We start from the raw sequence: 19,502 nt of genomic DNA, 5'->3' as shown, positions 1-19,502 counted from the left end.
GGCAGGGAGGCAAACTCATCTGACCTCACATCCATTTTTACATTGCATTTCTTAAGCAACGGTCGTAAGCTAACGGAAGGGTTTTCCAGCGGGAGTCTCCAACGGTTGCCTTTGCGGCCTGCTGAAAGGCTTTTGGCGCCGAACCCGTGAGCATAACCAATTCATTCCCCGGTTCATTTCCCACCTTCTCCCTGCATAAAGGATGAAACGAAGCGGAGATGTGCGCGTAACAATATTTAGTGTGTATAACGAAAGGGTGAGGGGCATTGGAGAACGGCATGAACGTGAAGTTGTATGAAAAATTACCGGACGGCGAACTGCGGGAACTGGAAGAGCGCGTCTGGAACGCGAATATGGTCGCTGCGTTGGAGCATGTCAACTATCTAGTCGTGGGCAACCGGGAGTTTGAAACGGTGGAAGGCCGGCTGAACATCGACGAGGGGAAGCTGGAGCTGCTGCTCGTACCGGTTGTGCATGAGTAAGCTGTTTTTTTCGTAAGGAGGGAATAGGTCTTGGCCAAAGAAGAGGAAGCCACACGAACGGAAAATACCGCTGCACCAGAGACAACGGCGAAGGAGCCGTTGGCATCTAAATTTTTGACCCCGGAAGGCAAGCCGATCCGCGTCTTGTCTACCTCACTGGGCATTGCGCTGTTGGCGAATGCGTTTCTGATTCCAGGGGCTGGGGCTACGGCAACAGGGAGCGGGACGTCGGCTGACGAACCGAAGCTGGTGGCTTGGTCGACGGAGGAAGTGAAGCAATATTTCGATAAAAACGTAGACTGGAACATCCCAGTTCCGGCGGAGGAAGAAGGAGCATCTGGAGAGGCCGCGGAGACCGGTAGCTCAAACGGCGCAGACGCCTCGAACGGCTCCGGAGGAACCACCGTCATTAACCATTACGGCGGGGGATTCGGTTGGGACGATATGCTGCTGTATCACCTGCTGTTCAACAGCGGGTCCAGCTATTCGTCCAGCCGCTGGTATGACAATCACCGCGGGTATTATGCCGGAACTTCGACGCCGTACAAGCCGAAAACGTACTCCAGCGAGACGTTCCAAAACAAACAGATGGCCGGTTCCGTCGTTCGTCCGAAGACTTCGACCTCGTCAACCGGCTCCATCGTTCGGCGTTCGACCTCCTCGAAGGCGGGCGGCATCGGCGGGAAATCCAGCTCGCTGGGCTCGTCGTCGGGCTCCTCGTCCGGCTCATCCAAAAGCTCGATTTCCGGTTCGAGATCCAGCGGCACCGGTAAGGGGTTCTTCGGCGGATGACAGACGAGAACAATATTTTTGAAGTTGTGGGCCAGCCGCATCCCAACCGGAGCGAGCGGGTGGAGAAGCTGGCCGAGCTGGGCTTTACCTGGGCGGATCTCGAGGAAGAGGAGTATTGGATCGATCAGCTGGTGTTGATGCCAAAAGAAACCTATGCGGAGCTCGAGCGGGCCGCCGCCGCGTTGTGGCGCATTCTCGACAAGGCCGCACGCTATGTTCATCGCCGGCCGGATCTGTATGAGCTGATTGGGATTCCGCCGATTCTGTGGACGATGCTCGATGAGCTGCCGTTCCCGGATCCGGGATTGATTAGCCGCTATGCGCGGTTTGATTTTGCCGTGGCGAATGACGGCACGATCAAGCTGCTGGAGCTCAATGCGGATACGCCAACCGGCTACGTGGAAGCTTCGATCGCCACCCCGTGGTTGATGGAGCAGGCGGGATACGATTCGCCAAATGCCCGGATGAAAGACCTGGTCGCGGAAGCTTGGGCCATTGAGCGGCCGGATACCGTGGCTTGTGTGGATTACGGCTGGCATCTGGAGGATTCCGGAACGATTGAAGCGTTGGGCCGGCACAGCGGGCTGGATTTGCACTATGAAGATTGCCTGGAGCTGTGGATTGACGAAGGCATCCTGAAAAATAAAGACGGCCGTACCATTGAGCGCCTCTTCGCGTTGTACCCGAAGGAATGGATGGCAGTGGACGATGCCGGCGAGGCGTTAAGCTACGCGATCGAAACCGGTCGCCTGACCATTTTCAACGGGCCGCACAGCATTTTGCTGCAATCCAAAGGCTTGCTTGCTGCGGTCTGGGGGCTTTACGAGCTGGGCTTGCTGTTTGATGCCGAGGAACGTCAGGCGATTGCCAAGTACATGCTGCCGACTTACAACAAGCCGGTCTTCGCTGGCGGCTTCGTATCCAAGTCGATGTTTGGCCGTGAAGGCGGCTCGGTCCGCTTATTTGATGAGGAGGGCCGGCTGGAGCTGGAGGATCAAGAGGGCTTTGACAGCAGCGTCTTGTTCCCTACGGTATATCAAAAAAGAGCCGAGCTGGCACGAATCAATACCGTCTTCGGCGAGCGCCATTTGTTGACCGGCCTGTTCGTCCTGAACGGGACGCCTTGCGGCTTGTTGGGTCGAGCCGGCGGACCGATTACGGGCAATACCAGTCATTTTATCGCGTTAGGAGTGAAATAGATGCATAGTTCGAAGCAGACTTGGACGCGGCGTTTCCTCGTTACGTTGATGCTGGTGTTGTCGGTGGGCTTCCTTGGAGCCTGCGGGGATACGACCAGCGTCTTCTCAACCGAGAGCGGTTCGGAAGCGGAGTTAACGACCGCTCGCGTCCCTTGGGACTATAAAATCGTGGAAGCAATGGTAGGAGATCTGGTGGGCAGTGATATGACGATTTTGCCCGATAACGATCTGCTGCCGAACGATAACAATTACGCCACCGGGGATAAAATTTGGATCCTGCAGTTTATGGACGCCGAGCTGACCACGGACGAGAACCAGAAGAATGAAGTACGCCTATCCTCCTGGACGACGTTGAAATCCTATCCGGATCAGGCGTCTGCCGAGAAAGATCTGGCCGAGCTGAAGGTGTCGGTGACGACCGACGTCAACCTAGTTGGTGTGTACAAAACGGAATACCAGGGCAAAATACGGTGTTTTGCCGTGCTAGAGCTGCCAACTGGGAACCGGATTAAGCAACCGATCGACGAGGAACGATATGCTGCGCTGGAGAAAGCGAAGACGGTGTCGGTTGTACTGGAGGAAGTGCATGATTTTGCCGATTATGATTTGGCGTTTGCGAAATTTCGGGGGTGGGCAAATTGACGATCGTGATCAATATTGTAGTTAGTGTCATCGCGATGATTTTGCTGCAGTTGCTGGGGATGGTGGTCTTCAATTGGATGACCCCTTACCGCGATATGGAGGAGCTGAAGAAAGGCAATGTTGCCGTAGCCCTGGCGCTGGGCGGCAAATTCCTGGGCACCGCGATCATCTTGGGGGTGTCCGCCTTCACGAACACCTCCATCTTACATATGATCCTGTGGTTTGCCGTAGGTTATGTGTGTCTTGTGGCATCTTATTGGATTTTTGAACTGGTCACCCCGGGATTTAAAATTTCCGACCAACTGAAGCAGGGAAATGTTGCGGTCGGCACCTTGCTGTGCTTGGTGTTTATCGGGATGGCGTTTGCAGTAAGCAGCCTCATTATCTAACGCAGGGCAAAATAAACAAGAACCCCCGTATTCCGCCGATGATTCGAGCCTGGTGGAATGCGGGGGTGTTTTTTTGTAAGTGTGGAGGGTCGGTTACATTAACTCTTGCCGTTTACGCAGATAGCCGTATAAGATCAGGCTGCATACTGCGCATAACAAGGCGCAAACGCCGATAAAAGCATACCCGGCTTGCAGGCCGCGCAAGAGGCCAAGTCCTGTGTCCGTGCCGCCGGAGAAGAGCTCTTTGATCCCGTCCGTGATCCAACCGATCAGATAGTTGCCGATGACACTGCCCACCCCCATCAGCGTAACGATGAAAGTAATCGCTGAATCGCTGGAAGAGCGATACTTCTTGGCGATCAGCGCCATGACGGTCGGATAGATCGGAGCGATGCCGATGCCGGCCGCTGCGAACAGGAAAGCTCCGGGTTCGCCTGCCCCGATGGCAACCAAAGTACAGATTCCCGAGAAAGCCGAGAACAGAATCAAGGAGAGCGTAAACCCTATTTTATCGGTAACCGGACCGAGTGCCAGCCGTGCGAATGTAAAGCAAAGGAAGAAGGCAGACAGCATCCCGGATGCGCTGGTGGTGTTCCAGTGATAAGCTTTTTCCAAAAAATTAACCAACCAGCCGCCTACCGCTAGCTCTGACACGACGCCAAACGAAAGCACCAGCACGATCAACCAGATTGCGGGATCACGCATTAGCTGGGTGAACGGAACCCGCTCGCCGCCCTGTTCTTCCTCGCCGGGGAACCGGCTTAGCAGCGTAGGGATCATCGGGATGACCGAGAGGGACAGCATGATCAAATACATGCCTCTCCAATCCAGCGTATGCCCGCCAATAGAGACGGTCATCAGCCCCGAGGCGATTAATGGTGCTACCGTAGAACTCAGCCCGTAGAAGAAGTGAGACAGGTTCATCATCGTACCGGTGTTGCCGACAAAAATTCGGGCGGCCAAGATCGCGAGCGCGATTTCCAGCATCCCGTTGCCGATGTACATCAGGAAATAGGAACCTGATAATGCCGGGTAGGTGCGTGATGCAAAGATGAGAACCCCGGAAGCAACCATGGATCCAAAGGCGAGCATCGTCACCGTTTTGGCTCCCCATTTGCGGGTTAAGTAGGCCGTAAAAGAGCAAGCCAGCAGATACCCCAGCGAGTTGAGCGACAGGAGCGTACCGATTTGCATCTCGTCCAGACCGAAGTCCGTTTGGATGCGCGGGATCGCGGGGCCTTTAATATTTTCCGAGAAGCCAAAGACTAAGAAACCGATAAAGACCGTTAGCAGTTGGAATACATAATTTCGTTTGGAAGAAGCGGCGCGGGGGATGGCGTCGACGGAAGCCGCCGTCGTCTTCTCCGCATCAAGTTGTGTTTGTGCTTTCAAGGGAAGCCCTCCTGATGTCCATCAATCGTAAATGTAAAAAAGGTCGAACAGGCAAATCGTAACACACTTTTGGGCTTCAATCTATCCCCGGGCAAAAAAACACCCGCCTACCACACGCTTGTTCAGCGGCGTAAACGGGTGCTTCACCCTCTTAATGGTTAATATCGCATTTGTTCATGATAAATCTGATTTGATTTTCGAGCCGGTTGATTTTCTCCTGCGTTTCCGGGTCAGCGTGACCCAAGCCTCGCATCTCGGCGAGTTCTTGCTTCAATCGGTGCAGGTCCTCACCTGCGTTGGCGCAGTTATAATCGCTTTCGAGATTTTCCAGCATGCTGATCTCCTCCATTGGTTACTCCGTGATTCTTTCCTATTATGGAGGATTAAGGTTGGGCTTATTCAGATTGCTCCGGTTGAACGGAGTCGCCGCCGATTTTGCGAAGAAACTCGTTGATGTGTTGATGCATGGAAATGATGTCCTCCACCTCGGCATATGTACCTTCAAACAGCCGCATCGGGACGGTGCAGGCTTTGTTCTTCAGCGCTTTCCCCTCCTCGGTTAATGCGATGATGACGTTGCGTTCATCGGCTTTGTCCCGCGTTCGGGTAACCAGGTTCATCTGCTCCAGCTTTTTGAGCAGCGGCGTTAATGTGCCTGAGTCAAGGAACAGCATCGAACCCAGCTCCTTCACCGTGATCCCGTCCCGCTCCCACAATGCGAGCAACGTAATGTATTGCGTATAGGTTAAGCCTAGTTCCGACAGCAAAGGCCGGTATAGCTTCATAATCTCCCGGGAGCAAGTATAAAAAGCAAAGCAAAGCTGATTCTCCAGCTTCAACATTTCATCAGTATTCATCTATATTCACCTGCCATTTAATTGCATGCAATGTAATTGCTGTTGAGCCATTATAGCATTGCTTGTTCTTTGGCGTAAAGGGGCTGGAGCGGGACGTAATTGGATACACAAACGCTTGAGGAGACGGAGATTCGGGATTGCCGGTAAAGTTGAGGGGGGCGCTCTGTTTAGATATACAAATTGACACGATTATATAGATTGTATACAATTAAATTACACTTAATTAATTTGTTGGCGGAGGTGCTATAGATGTCATTATTCGATATTGAAGTCAAAACCATTCAAGGCCAAGTGCGAACGCTGGAGCCTTATCGCGGCCAAGTCATGTTGATTGTGAATACGGCGACCAAATGCGGGTTTGCTCCGCAATTTAAAGGGCTGCAGAAGCTGCATGACACCTACAAGGACGAAGGCTTCACGGTGTTAGGTTTTCCTTCGGGCCAGTTCGCCAACCAGGAGCTCGGGACGGATGAAGAAGTGGCGCAGGCTTGCGAGCTGAATTTTGGTGTGTCGTTCCCGTTATTTTCGAAGATCGATGTGAATGGAAAGAACGCTCATCCGCTGTTCAAGCACTTGACCAAGGAAGCTCCGGGATTGCTGGGCTCCAAGTCGATTAAATGGAACTTTACGAAGTTCCTTGTGGATCGGGACGGCAAGGTGGTCAAGCGTTTCGCACCAACCGATGAACCTGCGAGCATTGAAGGGGAGATTCGCAAGCTGCTTGGGGTTTAGGGCAACGACTGTTGCGGGAAGTGCGGAAACGCCTCAGACCCTATTGCGTAACTTTCTCTGCTATGTCACACTAGTATTAATACAAGTAACTGACGTGAGGCAAAGCCTGCCCCGTTTCCTTTTCTGAATGGAGAGGAGCGGGGCTTTTTGTTTTTTTACTAAGGATGCGAGGGGGGGCTTTCTTATGGGATTCGAAGCGGAACATGAGACTTGGCTGCAGGAGCATATGAAACGCAGAACGGGGGAGCGTCTGGATGCACTTCGGCGAGGGCATGGTTATGGGAATCGGTTGTTTGTCGAGCGCATTTGGTGGCCGTTGGTGGGACACTTTGACGGATTACATCCCGAATACGAAGTGAAGGATTGGCGGGGGAGGTCTTATTATGCTGATTTCATGTGGGAGGTGGGGACGGTACGGATCGTGTTTGAGATTATGGATTACGGTTCACATGGCACGGATCGGACGAAATATCGGATGGATTTGAACAGGGGATTGTTTTTGCAGTCCCAAGGCTATCTGCTCTACTATATTGCACTGGACGAAATGAAAGAGAACTCAGCGTTTATCCTTTCTTCGTTGCGGAGTATTCTGGGGCCGTATTTGTCTGTGATTGAGGGGGGAGCCCTGCGGGCCTTTTCGAAGATTGAGAGGGATCTGATGCGTGCCGCGGTTCGCCATGATCGGGTTATTCGTCCGACCGAGGTGGCGAGGGAGTTGGAGCTGCACCCGATGACAGTCATTAAGTACTGCCGGATTCTCGCGGCAAAAGGGAAATTCCGCGCCATCGCCAAAGGGAGCTCCGGACGCATCACTTCATATGAATATGTGGGTTCGCTGCTAAGCCCGGATTTGGTGTGAGTGCGGCGGACTTGGGGAAATGAACACGAAAAATCGTGTACATTTGGGGCTTGGGAGGTGGAACTGACCCGATATATATGAAAAATCATATATATTGGGCCGAATTGAGGGAGAAGTGGCAGAATGTACACGAAATTTCATATAGAATGCGCCGTGTGGCGAGGGTTTGGGGGAAATGTACACGAAAAATCGTGTACATTTGGGCCTCGACTCGTGAAACCGGTCAATATAGGCGGGAATCGGTTCCGAGATGCACGGCCTCAAACCAATTTCTTCCGCAGATAACCGGACATCCAGTCTACGAGCGTGATCATCACGATGATGCCGAGCAGAATGATGCCCACGCGGTCCCAATCCCGCGAGCTGAGAGCGAAGATCAGCGGGGTACCGATGCCGCCGGCGCCGATGACGCCGAGGATTGTTGCGGAGCGCAGGTTGATCTCGAACCGGTACAGCGTGTACGACAGGAAGCCCGGCAGCACTTGGGGCAGCACGGCGTACCACAGAATTTGCAGGCGGTTCGCTCCAGCAGCGATCAGCGCTTCGGTGGGACCGTGGTCCATGTTCTCGATCTCGTCGGCGAACAGCTTGCCAAGCATACCGACCGAGTGCAGCCCCAGCGCCAGTACTCCGGCAAAAGCGTTCGGCCCCACCGCTTTGATGAACAGCAACGCCATCACGATTTCCGGGAAGGTGCGGACGAAGCTGAGCAGGATTTTGCCGGATCCAGAGACGAAACGAGACTTGCCCCGATTGGCCGCCGCCCAGAAGGCGAACGGCAGGCAGACGAGCGTAGAAACGAACGTGCCCAGGATCGAGATAGTCAGAGTCTCCAGCAAACCGCGCAGCAAATCCTCCCCGTCTGGCAAATACACGTAATCCCAATCCGGCGAGAACAAGCCCGAGAGGATCGACTTCGTGATTTGCCCCGCCGTTTCCTTTATTCCGTCAAAAGGAATCCCGGCAAAAGCCCATACATAGAGAAGCAGGAGCAAGATATAGATCAGCAAGCGGTAACGGTTCTTTTTGGGCTTTGGCACTTTGTGCCGCCAAGTCGTTGTGTTTGTTGTCATAACCATTTCTCCCGCAATTTGGTGCTTACATAATCGATCAACAGGACGACCACGAGCGTGAACAAGATAATCATGCACGTCTTGTCATACTCTAGGAAGCCTAAGGTCACTTCGTAATAATGGCCGATCCCCCCGGCCCCGACGAGACCTAATACCGCCGCGGCGCGAACGTTAATTTCGAACGTGTACAACACGTACGAGATAAAATGGGCCTGAATCTGAGGCACAACGCCAAAGGCGATCCGTTGCACGGGCGTAGCCCCGACGGCCGTCATCGCTTCCAGCGGCCCGCGGTCAATCGTCTCCAACGCTTCGTACGTCAGTTTGGCGATTAGACCAAACGAGAAGACGCTTAGCGCCATGATGCCGGGCAGCGGGCCGAGTCCAAAGATGGCGACGAAAATGGCCGCCAGCAGCAGGTCCGGAATCGTCCGCACCAGGTTCAGCAAGAAGCGGACAGGCTGATAGATCCAGGCGCTGCGGCTGAGATTGGAGGCGCAGAGCAGCGCTACTGGTACAGCAAGGATTGCGCCAAACGTCGTGCCGATCAGCGCCATGCGGATCGTCTCCAGCATCGCCGGAACGATATTGTCGAAGTAGCTCCACTTCGGCGGGAACATCTCCTGCAGCAGATCGAGCATGTTTGGCGAGCCCTGGATCAGCTTGCCCCACGAAGTGTCCGTATCCACGGCGCTGCCCCACAGCAGGAGCAAGATGATCGCGGCGGTTAAATAATGCTTCAGCTTGCTGGGGGCTGCAGGGCGATGCTGCTTTAGACCAGCATGGCCGGACAGGCTAGTGCTTGGATTGGCGTTAAAATTAGCATCGGCGTTGCTGTTGATGTTAATGTTAGCGCCCACGTTGGCGTCGGCGTCGGTTACGGCGTTGACATTGGTGTTAGCCTTAGCATCTGCATCGAAGCTAGGACAAGGGTTCATGTTCATCAAGCCTGCGCCTCCAGCACCTGCGGCCCCGGAAGTCGACTGGCCAACAGCTCTTCGCGGTCGATTGCGCGACCGTAAATTTCGGCAAACCGCTCGTCCGTGGCTTCCTCCACAGGACCGTCGAAGACGACTTGCCCGGCACGGAGCCCGATGATGCGCGTCGCATAGCTGCGCGCCAAGTCGATAAAATGCAGGTTAACGATCGTCGTAATGCCCAGCTCGACGTTGATACGCTTCAAATCATCCATAACCTGCTTGGTCGTCAAAGGATCCAGGGAAGCCACGGGCTCGTCGGCGAGGATGATTTTAGCCTCCTGCGCCAACACGCGAGCGATGGCCACCCGCTGCTGCTGCCCGCCGGAGAGCTGGTCGGCCCGGGCGTAGGCTTTTTCCACGATGTTTACGCGTTCCAGCGCTTGAAAGGCTAACTCTACATCGGCCTCCGGAAAACGGCCAAACAACGTACGAAGCGTGGAATGGTAGCCGACCCGGCCAGCCAGCACGTTGCGCAGTACGGAGGAGCGTTTCACGAGATTAAAGCTCTGAAAGATCATGCCGATGTCGCGGCGAATCATCCGGAGCGATTTGCCAGCGGCTTGCGTGATCGATTTGCCGTCGATGAGAATGTCGCCTTCCGAGATGTCGTGCAGCCGGTTAATGGACCGTAGCAGCGTCGATTTGCCCGCACCGGACAAGCCCACGATCGCCACAAATTCACCGGGATCAATCTTTAGGTTAATTTGATCCAGACCTTTGGTGCCGTTCGGATACGTTTTGGTAACATTGCGCAGTTCTATCACGTTTAGGCTCCTTTTTCACAAAAAATAATCAGGAAAAGCGCACAGCCAGCCGGGAGCACACCGCGCTCCGACTGGCTTGAAGGAGGATTCGTCAAATTTCGCATCATCGCCTATTCTGTCTTCACTTTCTCGTTATACTCGCGGACGATGTCGAACACGCTGTCGTTGGATTCGACATAGCCTTCATGCGTGTAGATATCCGCGATGATTTGATGTCCTTCCGGATCTTTGCCGATTTCGATGAAGGCATCCTTTAGCTTCTGCACCCATTCGGCGTTCATATCGGAACGGACGGAGATCGTGTCGTTTGGAATCGGTTCCGTGTACGTCAGGACGCGGGTGTCTTCGAATACGGTAGGATAATCCTTCACCACAGTGTTCCGTGCATCCTGGAAGATCGCGGCGGCATCGACATCACCGTTCAGGACCGCGATTACGCCTTGGTCGTGACCTTTTACCGTGATCGGCTCGACGTCAGACAGCGGATCCAAACCAGCTTCTTGAAGCTTTGCAGCCGGCCAGACATAACCGGCAGAAGATGTGACGTTTTGGTAGGCGATTTTTTTGCCTTTCAGGTCTGCCACGGACTGGATGTCGGAATCTGTTTTGACGATAATCATCGCCTTGTAGAAATCTACCAGTTCATCCGTAGGCGCACCGGTCTCATCTTGTACTCCGTAACGTTGTGCTTGTAAAATCACCTCGGCCGCGCCTTTATCTTTGGCCAGCACGTAAGCGGTTGGAGGCAAGAAGCCGACATCCACTTGCTTGGAAGCCATCGCTTCAATAATCGTATTGTAGTCAGTCGACACGCTGACTTTAACCGGAATGCCCAGGCGATCGGACAGCAGCTGCTCCAGCGGTTTTGCTTTGGCTTCCAGCGTGTCGGCGTTTTGCGAAGGTACGAATTGGACGGTTAGCGTTTCTGGAACGTAGCCGGTATCTGCAGACGTGTCAGCCGCATTTGCGGATGCGTTGGATCCGGCACCGGAAGACGCGGCATTCGATTGACTGGACTCGGCCGATGCATTCCCGCTGGTGTTCGCCGGAGCGTTGTTACCACAGGCGCTCAGGGTCACGGAGAATGTTAATAATAAAGGTAAAACCAACTTACTAATCTTCTTCAAGCGTATGACCTCCACTATTCTCATTTTTTTAGGTTCGAGACTACTATAAAAGAGATTTATTAACACGCCGTCAGAGGAAAAGCGGAAGTATGTAAAATTCCTTTTCTTTCAGGAGTTTACAAACTTTGCGATCTTCGTTGCTAGAATGAGGAGGGGAATAAATAGGAATCCGAGGTGAAGGTGATGGAGCAACATATGGAACGTGGAACCGGGGCGATCTCATCGGGACAGGAGGAAGTTCTCTGCAAAATCCTGGTCACCAGCGACATCCACGGCTTTATTTATCCAACAGATTATCGTTCGACGGCGGAACGTTCGCTGGGGCTGGCCAAGCTGGCTACGCTTATTCGACGAGAACGCACGCATACACCCGACTTGCTGCTGATTGATAACGGAGATGCGATTCAGGGGACACCACTGTGCACCTATCACGTCAAAAATCACCCCCACGGGGTTCATCCGTCCATCGCGGTGATGAATCTATTGGAATATGACGCCGCAGTACCGGGGAACCACGAGTTTAATTACGGGCAAGCACTGCTGGGTAAGGCGATGAAGGATGCCCGCTTTCCGTGGCTGTCGGCGGGGATTTTGGCTGAGGAGTCGGGGGAGCCGGCGTTTGGCAAGCCTTATGTGGTAAAAACAACCCCGGAAGGCGTACGGATCGCTATCTTGGGTGTTACGACTCACTATATCCCGCATTGGGAGCATCCCCGGCATATAGAGGGTTGGGCGTTTCGGGATGCGCTTGAGACGGTGAAAACCTGGGTTCCCCGCATCCGAGAAATAGAGCAGCCGGATTTGCTGGTGGTCAGCTATCACGGCGGGTTCGAGCGGGATTTGGCGACCGGCGTACCGACGGAACGGTTAACGGGTGAAAATCAAGGCTATGCCATGTGCCTGGGGGTGCCGGGCATCGACGTCTTGATCACGGGCCATCAGCATCGCATGCTCACGGGCGAGGTCGGCGGAGTCACGGTGATCCAGCCAGGAACGGGCGGACAAGCGTTGGGCCAAATCACCGTTCGCTTCAAGCGCGGAACTGACGGTCATTGGAGCATCCGCGAGAAAACGGCCGAGCTGCTCGTTCCCGATGCCGCCGTGGAGGCGGATGCCAAGGTGTTGGAGCTCATACGGCCGCTGGAATCGGCTACACAGGCTTGGCTTGACCAGCCGATCGGCCGGGTGGAGGGCGATATGACGATCGAAAACCCGCTCGCCTGTCGCTTGGCGGATCATCCGTTTATGGAGTTCGTGAATCGGGTGCAGATGGAGGCTGCTGGAGTTGACGTGTCCAATGCCGCGTTGCTGAGCGAGGCATCCAAAGGGTTTGCCGGAAGCATCACGCTGCGAGATGTGTTGACGAACTTCATGTACCCGAACACACTGACCGTCCTCCGCTTAACAGGGAAGGATATCCGGAAGGCGCTGGAGCAGACAGCGAATTATTTCGTTTTGGACACGGATGGTGAAATTACGGTAAATCCGGTGTATATCCAGCCGAAGGCTCAGCACTACAACTACGACATGTGGGAGGGGATTGAGTACGAGCTTGATATCGCCCAGCCCGTAGGGCAACGGGTCGTGAAGCTGACCCGTAACGGAGCGCCGCTGCAGGACGACGCTGAAGTTGACGTCGTGATGAACAATTACCGCGCTGGCGGGGGCGGCGATTATGAGATGTACCGGGGCAAGCCGGTGGTTCGCGAGATCCAGACTGACATGGCAGAGCTAGTGGCGGAGTACATTCAACGGCACGGAACGATTCACGCCTCTTGTGATGGGAATTGGAAAGTGGTCAAGGGATCGTCCTAAAGTTGGCGTTTTCTGGTACAATGCAAGCAGTTGAACACAAACGTTGAAGGAGATGTCCCTATGCCAGCTTCCGTCTACACGATCCTGACCGCTATATTCCTACTACTTCTGCTGCTAGTGGTTGTAGCGATCGTTTATCGGAGCTGGCGAAATGGCATTTCGCCCATGCCCACTTCTGCTCCTGTGAGGCAGGCGGTCATCACGGAAATGAAACGACTGGAGCGGGCCGCTGCCCTTGCAGGAGCGGCTCCGCTGGCCACCGTTAACCCCATCGTTGAGGCGGGAGCCGGATGGGGAACGCTGGCCTTGGCGCTAGCGAAGGCTTATCCGCATTGGCGAATCATCGGAGTTGAGAATTCTTTGATTCCGTGGTTATTTTCCCGGTTGAGCTTGCGGTGGAGTGCGTATTCTCAGGTGCAGTTTTTGCGGGGAGATTTATATGCGTTTCCTTACGAAACTGCAGGTACGGTAATCTGTTATTTGTATCCTGGAGCCATGCGTCGGCTGAACCCTCTGCTTCGCGAGAAGCTGCTCCCGGGTGCGCGGGTGATCAGCATATGCCGGGTTGGCAGCCGAGGAAGATCGTCACCTGCCGGGATTTGTACCGGACTAAAATTTATATCTACGAGAAAGACTAGAGGCGAAATCAAACTAACCTAGTAGGAGTGAACCTAAGGTGAGCGATCAAATGAATGAACAGGAAATGGTCGAGTTTATTGCAGAGCGTGCGAAGACGAGTGTGGACCACGTGCGATTGGTGTTAAAGCACGAAGCTGATTATATCAATCAGGCAGCGCAAAACGCCGATGGCGAGGTCGAGATTGACGGCGATGAACTGGTGGATTATGTCCTAAGCCGAAACGATGTGAAGCTCGACGAATTAACCGTGGAAACGATCCTTGACTTGGAGATGGATTATTTAACCGAGCATGGACTGGCGGGTTTCATCGACTAGCCTCAAAATAACGTAACTCTCTGCTGCGCCTTACATCGCCGTCTCCATCTCTAATGGCCCAAATTGCCGGAACAGCGACGCGCGGCTCATTACCAGCTTGACCGGTATCAGCTTATCCGCATGGCCGGTGATCCGTTTGCGATGACTTGGATGAAAGACGGTGAGCAGCAAACGCAGATAGGTGGTCGTTAATGTCCGGAATGCCCCGTGTTCAACATGATGCGTTTCGAAGCCTAACCCATGCGTGATGCCCCGATGCAGGAGTGTAATTCCTTGCAGCGCCTTCACTTGACTAAGCTGCGGGTTGCTTTGCATTTCGGCGCAGATTTGCGACATCGCTTTTCTTGTCAGCCGGGCGATCTTTAAGGCGACCCGGTTCGCCTCATTGGATTGCAGCATAGCGAGGATCTGGCGATTATCCAGATGCAGCTCTCCAATCCAATCTCCGTCTTGAATCCACGTCCCATCCTCGCATTGCATGCTTTTGCCGCGATACTGGGTGACAAACATTTTGCAGATGCCGAACTCTCCGGCGTATTTGGAGCGCAGTCGACTAAACAGCTCAAACACCTGCTCCCAGCCCATCCAAACCTTTTGGACGGAATGCTTCATGATCTTTTTTACTTGCATGGAATGTCCTCTCTTTCTGTATGAAGTCATAACGTGCTAGACCAGGCCTGCGCTTAAAACAACGAGAAGGGCTGTTGCGGCTCCCAGTAACCCGCCCGCCAGCACATCGGAGGGGTAGTGAACGCCTAGATAAATTCGCGACAGGCCAACGATACAAGCCAGCGGCAGAAGCAGTTGAGCCAGACCCGGCGCCGCGTAAAGAAGCGGGATAAACGTTGAGAAGGCGGCCGTGGTGTGCCCGGATGGGAACGAGTAGTCCTTGAGCGGGTGGACGGAGATCCGCGCATTTTGCAACGCTTCGTAAGGGCGCGTGCGTTGGAATCGTTTCTTAATCACAACCGCCAGCAGATGGCTCACGGATAGGGCGATCAGGCTGTGCCATCCAGCCCTTTGCCATACCCCTGTGGTGAAGAGGACCACAGAAAGGGTTAGAGTAATCGTAAACACAGCGCTGCCCAGATGGGTAAGTCCTTTCAGGATCCGATCCAGCCACGGATGACTTAGCGAATGGTTGCACCACAGAAACAGCCGGTTATCGTACTCGCGCAACCGAAGATAATAGCGATGTCTCATTCCAACCCCTCCAATCCATGACCAAGATAAACCCAAACTGCAACTCAACTACGCTGGCGGTATTGTTCCCGTTGATGCTGTCGCACAGGACGAATCCAATAAAACAACATGATGCCAAACAACAACAGGGAGCTGATCCCAACGGTTACTGTGACGTCGAAGCTTTCTGCCATCCAGCCGCCTAGAATCGGGCCGAGGATAACCCCGATCCCTTCGATGCCGGAGAGAACCCCCCAGCCGGTCGCTTTTTGCTCCGCAGGAACGTAGTGGGACAGGATGGCGTTCCATGCCGGGAGCACGGCGGCATATGCTGCACCCAGACAGACGGCGAGCAGCATCGTGCTGAAGATCTGGCGGGAGTAGATCAGCAATCCAAGGCAGGCGGCCAAGACGCCAAAACCGGCGATCAACAGCCATTTATACCCCCATTTGTCGGCGAGCCGGCCCATCGGAACGAGCAGCAGGACGGTCATACAGCCTCCAGCCATCAACATGATGGAATAGTTTGAATAATCCAGCGCCAAATACTCGGAGGCAAAGCTCGGCAGGACGGGCACCAGCAGCCCGGCAGCCAGCGTTTGCACAATCATGCCGGGGACCAGCGGCTTCATCTGTACAAGCTTGCTCCCGATTTCACGTATTTGCTGTTTCAACGGAACCGTGCGCTCCAGCAAGCGCCGGGACGATAAATCCATCCGTTTGAAGGCGGCTAGCAGCCACCCCGCGGCCCAGCATCCGGCCAATAGCCAGAACGATAACGTATAGCTGCGGTCGATCAGAAAATTGACGCCAACGGGGCCAAGCCCCAGCGAGATGAGCCAAATCGTATAAATCGAGCCCATCTGTGAGCCGCGGCGATCCTCCTGGATCTCGGAGAGACAGAGCAGCCAGACGGGGGAGACCCCAATCCCGATCAGGCCTGCCCCAAGGACAATCGCCCAAGGAGCATGAACCCCGTAAGAGACGAACAGGCCCAACAGTCCGAGCAGCAGGAAAATGTTCAAGATCACCCGGGCGGGGAACCGATCCAGTACGTATCCTGCGAGGACCTTAATCAGCGTGTCGGCCAAATAGTGGACCGAGATCGCTAGGCCGACCGCCGCCAGCGTAATCTGGCGCTCTTTGGCATAGGCAGGCAGGAACGAAATGAGAAAGGCACTGCGGGCGATTTCTGTGAAAAACAATATGGCCGCACAGTGCAGAAATGCTGGTGTAAGATGATTGCTGGATATCGATCGTCGAGTACTTTTCATATGAGTCAGACCCCTTGCCTCTTATTCGTCCTTCATTTCATCGTCAACGATGCGGTCCGCTGAATCATCGGCGATCCGCCAACGCCGGCAGATGGCCTGTCAGGCGCAGCACATCCCGGACGATCGTCTCGGTGGCGCAACCCGCGGCTAATTCGTCGTACTGCTGGAGCATTCGGGCCCTGCGGACCTCAGAATCAAGCAGCTCTTGCACCTGCTCCGCCAAGGCTCGCGGCGAGGAGGCTACTACGGCTGCGCCTTTGCGCTCCAGGTACCTTGCGTTTTCCCGCTCCTGGCCGGAGAACGGCTTGTAAACCACGATCGGCGTGCGAATCTGGATCGCTTCCGACAACGTGATCCCACCGGCCTTCGTCACGATGCAGTCGGCTTCTCGCATGCGATCGTGGATCGCTTCGACATAACCGAATAGACGGAGCCGTTCGTGACCGGCGAAACGCCGTTCCAGGCGACGCCGCAGCTTCTCGTTGCCTCCGCAGACGAGGTCCACGCGCACATCCGGCAGCGCCAACAGCTTGGAGATGATCTGCTGAGCATCGGGCAAAGGAATATGCGCCCCCATCATGATCAGAATCGAGCGGGTCCTCTCCAAGGATCGCCTTGGTTGGCTCTGCGCCAGCGGATATGGGGGGCGCCCCGGCTCATAAAACGGCTCCCGCACGGGGATCCCGCTGACCACAATGGCCTCTGCCGGCACGCCGCGCTCCATCAGCTCCCGCTTCAAATCTGCGGTCGCCACATAGTAACGATCCGGCTGCGTGAACAACCAGCGGTTGTGCAGGCTGAAGTCGGTCACTACGGTAAAGACCGGCACCTGAATGCCGTGTTTTCGCAAGTGTTCCGTGATGCCGCCGAAGGGGAAGGTGTTGATGATTGCGTCAGGCTGCTGCTTTTGGAGCAGGGCGATGAGTTTTTTCATACCGAGCTGGTTTCCCCATTTCGCTATTGCGCTTGTCTTCTGGAGATCCTTCGTAGCGTAATAGCTCCAACCGTAATAATCTAAGCCGTAAGCGGAGAACCACGGACTGTATAAGTAAAGATGCCGGGAAATGGAATTGAGTCCCGGATGAGCTTCACGGTACAGGTCCATCACATGGACCGAACGGACACCCGAACGGAGCAGGGATTGTTCCAGCGTCCGCGCTACCTGGATATGGCCGTTGCCGTATCCGGCGGTTAGGATGACGATATGCATGTTATGCTTCATGATCGCTGCCGCCTTTCCACCGAAATCGAAAATTCACGGTTCTTTCCGTCGATTCATTCCGAGTTCCAGTATATAGGAAGCATGGAAGAATCAAACCGGGCGTCCGGCGTGATTTCATTCCGACCTTAGTCCAGTATGCGGGCCGGACTCGGACCGCTAGGGAATATAACTTCGTAGAACATCCGAGTATCCTAAGTGAGTATACCTTCACTTTAGAGGGCGAATGTTAACGTTCGTTTAAAGGGGATAGGTATCTGTGTAAATGGACGGTGAGATGAGGGGGGAGGATTCGTTTTTTTACCTGTGGCATTCGGGATGTCGGATTAGGTATAATTAAAAAATGACTTAAGTTCCTTTAGAAAGAGGATATGGATGAATAAACAATCGATATATGGTATGACGAAGGATCAGCTGGCCGCTTGGCTGCTGGACCGTGGACATAAACGAGGCCGGGCTGAGATGGTATGGGAAGGCTTGTACCGCAAACGCGTTACTGCGTTTGATGCGATGGAAGGCGTTCATCCCGAATGCCTCGCCTTGCTGAAAGAACAGTTTGTGATTGAAACCTTGGAGGAGCATGTCCGCCAAGAGTCGATCGATGGAACGATCAAGTTTCTGTTCCGCTTGCAGGACGGCAATTTAATCGAGACGGTGCTTATGCGCCATAAATTTGGCCTGTCGGTTTGCGTGACGACCCAGGTCGGATGTAATATCGGCTGCAGCTTCTGCGCCAGCGGGCTGTTGAAGAAGAGCCGGGACCTGACGAGCGGAGAAATCGTGGAGCAGGTCATGAAGGTGCAGATGCATTTGGACCGGCAGGGTAAAGGCGAGCGCGTATCCCACATCGTGGTGATGGGGATCGGGGAGCCTTTTGACAACTATGACAATATGGCTGACTTCCTGCGAGTGATCCAGGACCCGAAAGGCCTTGCGATTGGTCCGCGCCATATTACGGTGTCGACCAGCGGTCTGGCGGACAAAATCGTCGAGTTTGCCGATTCTGATCTGCAGGTGAATTTGGCTGTATCGCTGCATGCGCCTAACAATGAGCTGCGCACGCGGATCATGAAGATCAATAAAGCGATTCCGATTGAGAAGCTGATGGCGGCTATCGATTATTACCTGGAGCGGACGAACCGGCGGCTGACGATCGAGTATATTTTGCTCAAAGGCGTGAACGACGGGACGGAACATGCACAGGAATTGGCGGATCTGCTGGGAGACCGGTTCGTGAACGTCAACCTGATTCCGTATAATCCAGTGGATGAGCACAGCCAGTATCAGCGGAGTGAACAGCAATCCGTGCTGGCCTTCTACGATGCGCTCAAAAAACGCGGCCTTAGCGTCAGCGTCCGGCTGGAGCACGGGGCCGACATCGATGCGGCCTGCGGGCAGCTGCGCAGCAAGCAATTGAAGCAGTCGAGCTGAGCTGAACTGAGTTGAGCAGAATTAGGCTGAGTGGGACTGTGAAGAGCAGAGCTGAACAGAGCTGGGCTGAGCTAAACTAAGCTGAACTAAGCTGAGCGAGCGGGATAATGGCAAAGGGAAAGGACTTGGAGAATAGCTCCAAGTCCTTTTTGGGTTGCTGGAGGCGGCTTGCTGTACCTATCGGAGAACCAGTTAACTGTAAAAGTACATCTAAAATCAAGCAGGTTGCGAATTTTTGAGGGATTAACTGCAAAAGCGGCTAGGCCCCCTAAATCCGGAGTCCTGACCTACAAGTTTTGTGTTATCGCAGTCCAGCTCATTTTCTTGTGTGTTTACAT

General features: G+C 54.2%; 22 protein-coding genes. 11 read left to right on the top strand and 11 right to left on the bottom strand.

Annotated features, from left to right (window positions below; genetic code table 11):
• Positions 1 to 278 precede the first annotated feature (278 nt).
• From C812_RS19470 to C812_RS19450, 5 genes are read left to right on the top strand one after another with little or no spacing between them, the layout of a single operon-like run.
• A complete protein-coding gene (locus tag C812_RS19470; RefSeq protein WP_016314355.1) occupies positions 279 to 482 on the top strand; it encodes a hypothetical protein in 204 nt (67 codons plus the stop codon).
• 30 nt (positions 483 to 512) lie between these two features.
• Positions 513 to 1,274: a hypothetical protein gene (locus C812_RS19465; RefSeq protein WP_016314354.1), complete on the top strand. Its 762-nt coding sequence runs from the start codon at positions 513 to 515 to the stop codon at positions 1,272 to 1,274.
• Complete coding sequence (locus C812_RS19460) at positions 1,271 to 2,473, top strand: glutathionylspermidine synthase family protein (protein WP_016314353.1); 1,203 nt, start codon at positions 1,271 to 1,273, stop codon at positions 2,471 to 2,473. Before C812_RS19465 ends, C812_RS19460 begins: the two co-directional genes overlap by 4 nt.
• Entirely contained in the window at positions 2,474 to 3,115 is a 642-nt protein-coding gene (locus C812_RS19455) for a hypothetical protein (RefSeq protein ID WP_016314352.1), read from the top strand. It begins immediately after the preceding gene.
• Positions 3,112 to 3,504 (top strand): DUF350 domain-containing protein, encoded by a 393-nt coding sequence (locus C812_RS19450; protein ID WP_016314351.1) that lies wholly within the window; start codon positions 3,112 to 3,114, stop codon positions 3,502 to 3,504. The genes C812_RS19455 and C812_RS19450 overlap by 4 nt, the downstream gene beginning before the upstream one ends.
• A gap of 93 nt (positions 3,505 to 3,597) precedes the next feature.
• On the opposite strand, the gene C812_RS19445 is transcribed toward C812_RS19450, so the two are convergent.
• The 3 genes from C812_RS19445 to C812_RS19435 all read right to left on the bottom strand — a co-directional run bounded on the left by C812_RS19445 (position 3,598) and on the right by C812_RS19435 (position 5,753).
• Complete coding sequence (locus C812_RS19445) at positions 3,598 to 4,839, bottom strand: MFS transporter (protein ID WP_036626142.1); 1,242 nt, start codon at positions 4,837 to 4,839, stop codon at positions 3,598 to 3,600.
• A 208-nt stretch (positions 4,840 to 5,047) separates the two neighbouring features.
• Positions 5,048 to 5,230 carry a hypothetical protein gene (locus tag C812_RS19440; protein ID WP_016314349.1) on the bottom strand — a complete coding sequence of 61 codons (183 nt, stop codon included), beginning with the start codon at positions 5,228 to 5,230 and terminating at the stop codon, positions 5,048 to 5,050.
• A gap of 61 nt (positions 5,231 to 5,291) precedes the next feature.
• A complete protein-coding gene (locus tag C812_RS19435) occupies positions 5,292 to 5,753 on the bottom strand; it encodes a MarR family winged helix-turn-helix transcriptional regulator (protein WP_016314348.1) in 462 nt (153 codons plus the stop codon).
• 249 nt (positions 5,754 to 6,002) lie between these two features.
• On the opposite strand from C812_RS19435, the gene C812_RS19430 reads away from it, so the two are divergent.
• Both C812_RS19430 and C812_RS19425 read left to right on the top strand, forming a co-directional pair.
• Positions 6,003 to 6,485, top strand: a complete 483-nt coding sequence (locus C812_RS19430) for a glutathione peroxidase (protein ID WP_016314347.1) — start codon at positions 6,003 to 6,005, stop codon at positions 6,483 to 6,485.
• A gap of 184 nt (positions 6,486 to 6,669) precedes the next feature.
• Positions 6,670 to 7,344 carry a hypothetical protein gene (locus tag C812_RS19425; RefSeq protein WP_016314346.1) on the top strand — a complete coding sequence of 225 codons (675 nt, stop codon included), beginning with the start codon at positions 6,670 to 6,672 and terminating at the stop codon, positions 7,342 to 7,344.
• Between the two features lie 260 nt (positions 7,345 to 7,604).
• On the opposite strand, the gene phnE (C812_RS19420) is transcribed toward C812_RS19425, so the two are convergent.
• The 4 genes from phnE (C812_RS19420) to C812_RS19405 form a co-directional block, all read right to left on the bottom strand.
• A complete protein-coding gene (phnE, locus tag C812_RS19420; RefSeq protein ID WP_016314345.1) occupies positions 7,605 to 8,417 on the bottom strand; it encodes a phosphonate ABC transporter, permease protein PhnE in 813 nt (270 codons plus the stop codon).
• Positions 8,414 to 9,364 carry a phosphonate ABC transporter, permease protein PhnE gene (gene phnE / locus C812_RS19415; protein WP_244268366.1) on the bottom strand — a complete coding sequence of 317 codons (951 nt, stop codon included), beginning with the start codon at positions 9,362 to 9,364 and terminating at the stop codon, positions 8,414 to 8,416. The genes phnE (C812_RS19420) and phnE (C812_RS19415) overlap by 4 nt, the downstream gene beginning before the upstream one ends.
• Positions 9,361 to 10,161 (bottom strand): phosphonate ABC transporter ATP-binding protein, encoded by an 801-nt coding sequence (gene phnC, locus C812_RS19410; protein ID WP_016314343.1) that lies wholly within the window; start codon positions 10,159 to 10,161, stop codon positions 9,361 to 9,363. Before phnC ends, phnE (C812_RS19415) begins: the two co-directional genes overlap by 4 nt.
• 110 nt (positions 10,162 to 10,271) lie before the next feature.
• The gene (locus C812_RS19405; RefSeq protein ID WP_016314342.1) at positions 10,272 to 11,288 is read right to left on the bottom strand and encodes a phosphate/phosphite/phosphonate ABC transporter substrate-binding protein; all 1,017 of its coding nucleotides are present in this window, start codon (positions 11,286 to 11,288) and stop codon (positions 10,272 to 10,274) included.
• Between the two features lie 195 nt (positions 11,289 to 11,483).
• Here C812_RS19405 and C812_RS19400 point away from each other — a divergent pair, with 195 nt between their 5' ends.
• From C812_RS19400 to C812_RS19390, 3 genes are read left to right on the top strand one after another with little or no spacing between them, the layout of a single operon-like run.
• Positions 11,484 to 13,103, top strand: a complete 1,620-nt coding sequence (locus C812_RS19400) for a bifunctional metallophosphatase/5'-nucleotidase (protein WP_051135030.1) — start codon at positions 11,484 to 11,486, stop codon at positions 13,101 to 13,103.
• Positions 13,104 to 13,163: 60 nt separating this feature from the next.
• Positions 13,164 to 13,763: a class I SAM-dependent methyltransferase gene (locus C812_RS19395; protein ID WP_016314340.1), complete on the top strand. Its 600-nt coding sequence runs from the start codon at positions 13,164 to 13,166 to the stop codon at positions 13,761 to 13,763.
• A 16-nt stretch (positions 13,764 to 13,779) separates the two neighbouring features.
• Positions 13,780 to 14,058 (top strand): hypothetical protein, encoded by a 279-nt coding sequence (locus tag C812_RS19390; protein ID WP_016314339.1) that lies wholly within the window; start codon positions 13,780 to 13,782, stop codon positions 14,056 to 14,058.
• A gap of 30 nt (positions 14,059 to 14,088) precedes the next feature.
• Here C812_RS19390 and C812_RS19385 read toward each other — a convergent pair whose 3' ends face one another.
• From C812_RS19385 to C812_RS19370, 4 genes are all read right to left on the bottom strand, one after another.
• Entirely contained in the window at positions 14,089 to 14,688 is a 600-nt protein-coding gene (locus C812_RS19385; protein WP_016314338.1) for a YkoP family protein, read from the bottom strand.
• 36 nt (positions 14,689 to 14,724) lie between these two features.
• Positions 14,725 to 15,261 (bottom strand): phosphatase PAP2 family protein, encoded by a 537-nt coding sequence (locus C812_RS19380; protein ID WP_016314337.1) that lies wholly within the window; start codon positions 15,259 to 15,261, stop codon positions 14,725 to 14,727.
• Positions 15,262 to 15,305: 44 nt separating this feature from the next.
• Positions 15,306 to 16,514 (bottom strand): MFS transporter, encoded by a 1,209-nt coding sequence (locus C812_RS19375; RefSeq protein ID WP_016314336.1) that lies wholly within the window; start codon positions 16,512 to 16,514, stop codon positions 15,306 to 15,308.
• A gap of 64 nt (positions 16,515 to 16,578) precedes the next feature.
• Positions 16,579 to 17,736 carry an MGDG synthase family glycosyltransferase gene (locus tag C812_RS19370; RefSeq protein WP_016314335.1) on the bottom strand — a complete coding sequence of 386 codons (1,158 nt, stop codon included), beginning with the start codon at positions 17,734 to 17,736 and terminating at the stop codon, positions 16,579 to 16,581.
• Between the two features lie 372 nt (positions 17,737 to 18,108).
• Here C812_RS19370 and rlmN point away from each other — a divergent pair, with 372 nt between their 5' ends.
• On the top strand, positions 18,109 to 19,164 hold the full coding sequence (gene rlmN / locus C812_RS19365; RefSeq protein ID WP_016314334.1) for a dual-specificity RNA methyltransferase RlmN: 1,056 nt from the start codon (positions 18,109 to 18,111) through the stop codon (positions 19,162 to 19,164).
• Positions 19,165 to 19,502: the final 338 nt, after the last annotated feature.

The organism is Paenibacillus barengoltzii G22 (assembly GCF_000403375.2).
Taxonomy (GTDB): Bacteria; Bacillota; Bacilli; order Paenibacillales; family Paenibacillaceae; genus Fontibacillus; species Fontibacillus barengoltzii.
The sequence above is the reverse complement of the archived record's forward strand: the minus strand, read 5'-3'. Positions and strand labels throughout refer to the sequence as shown.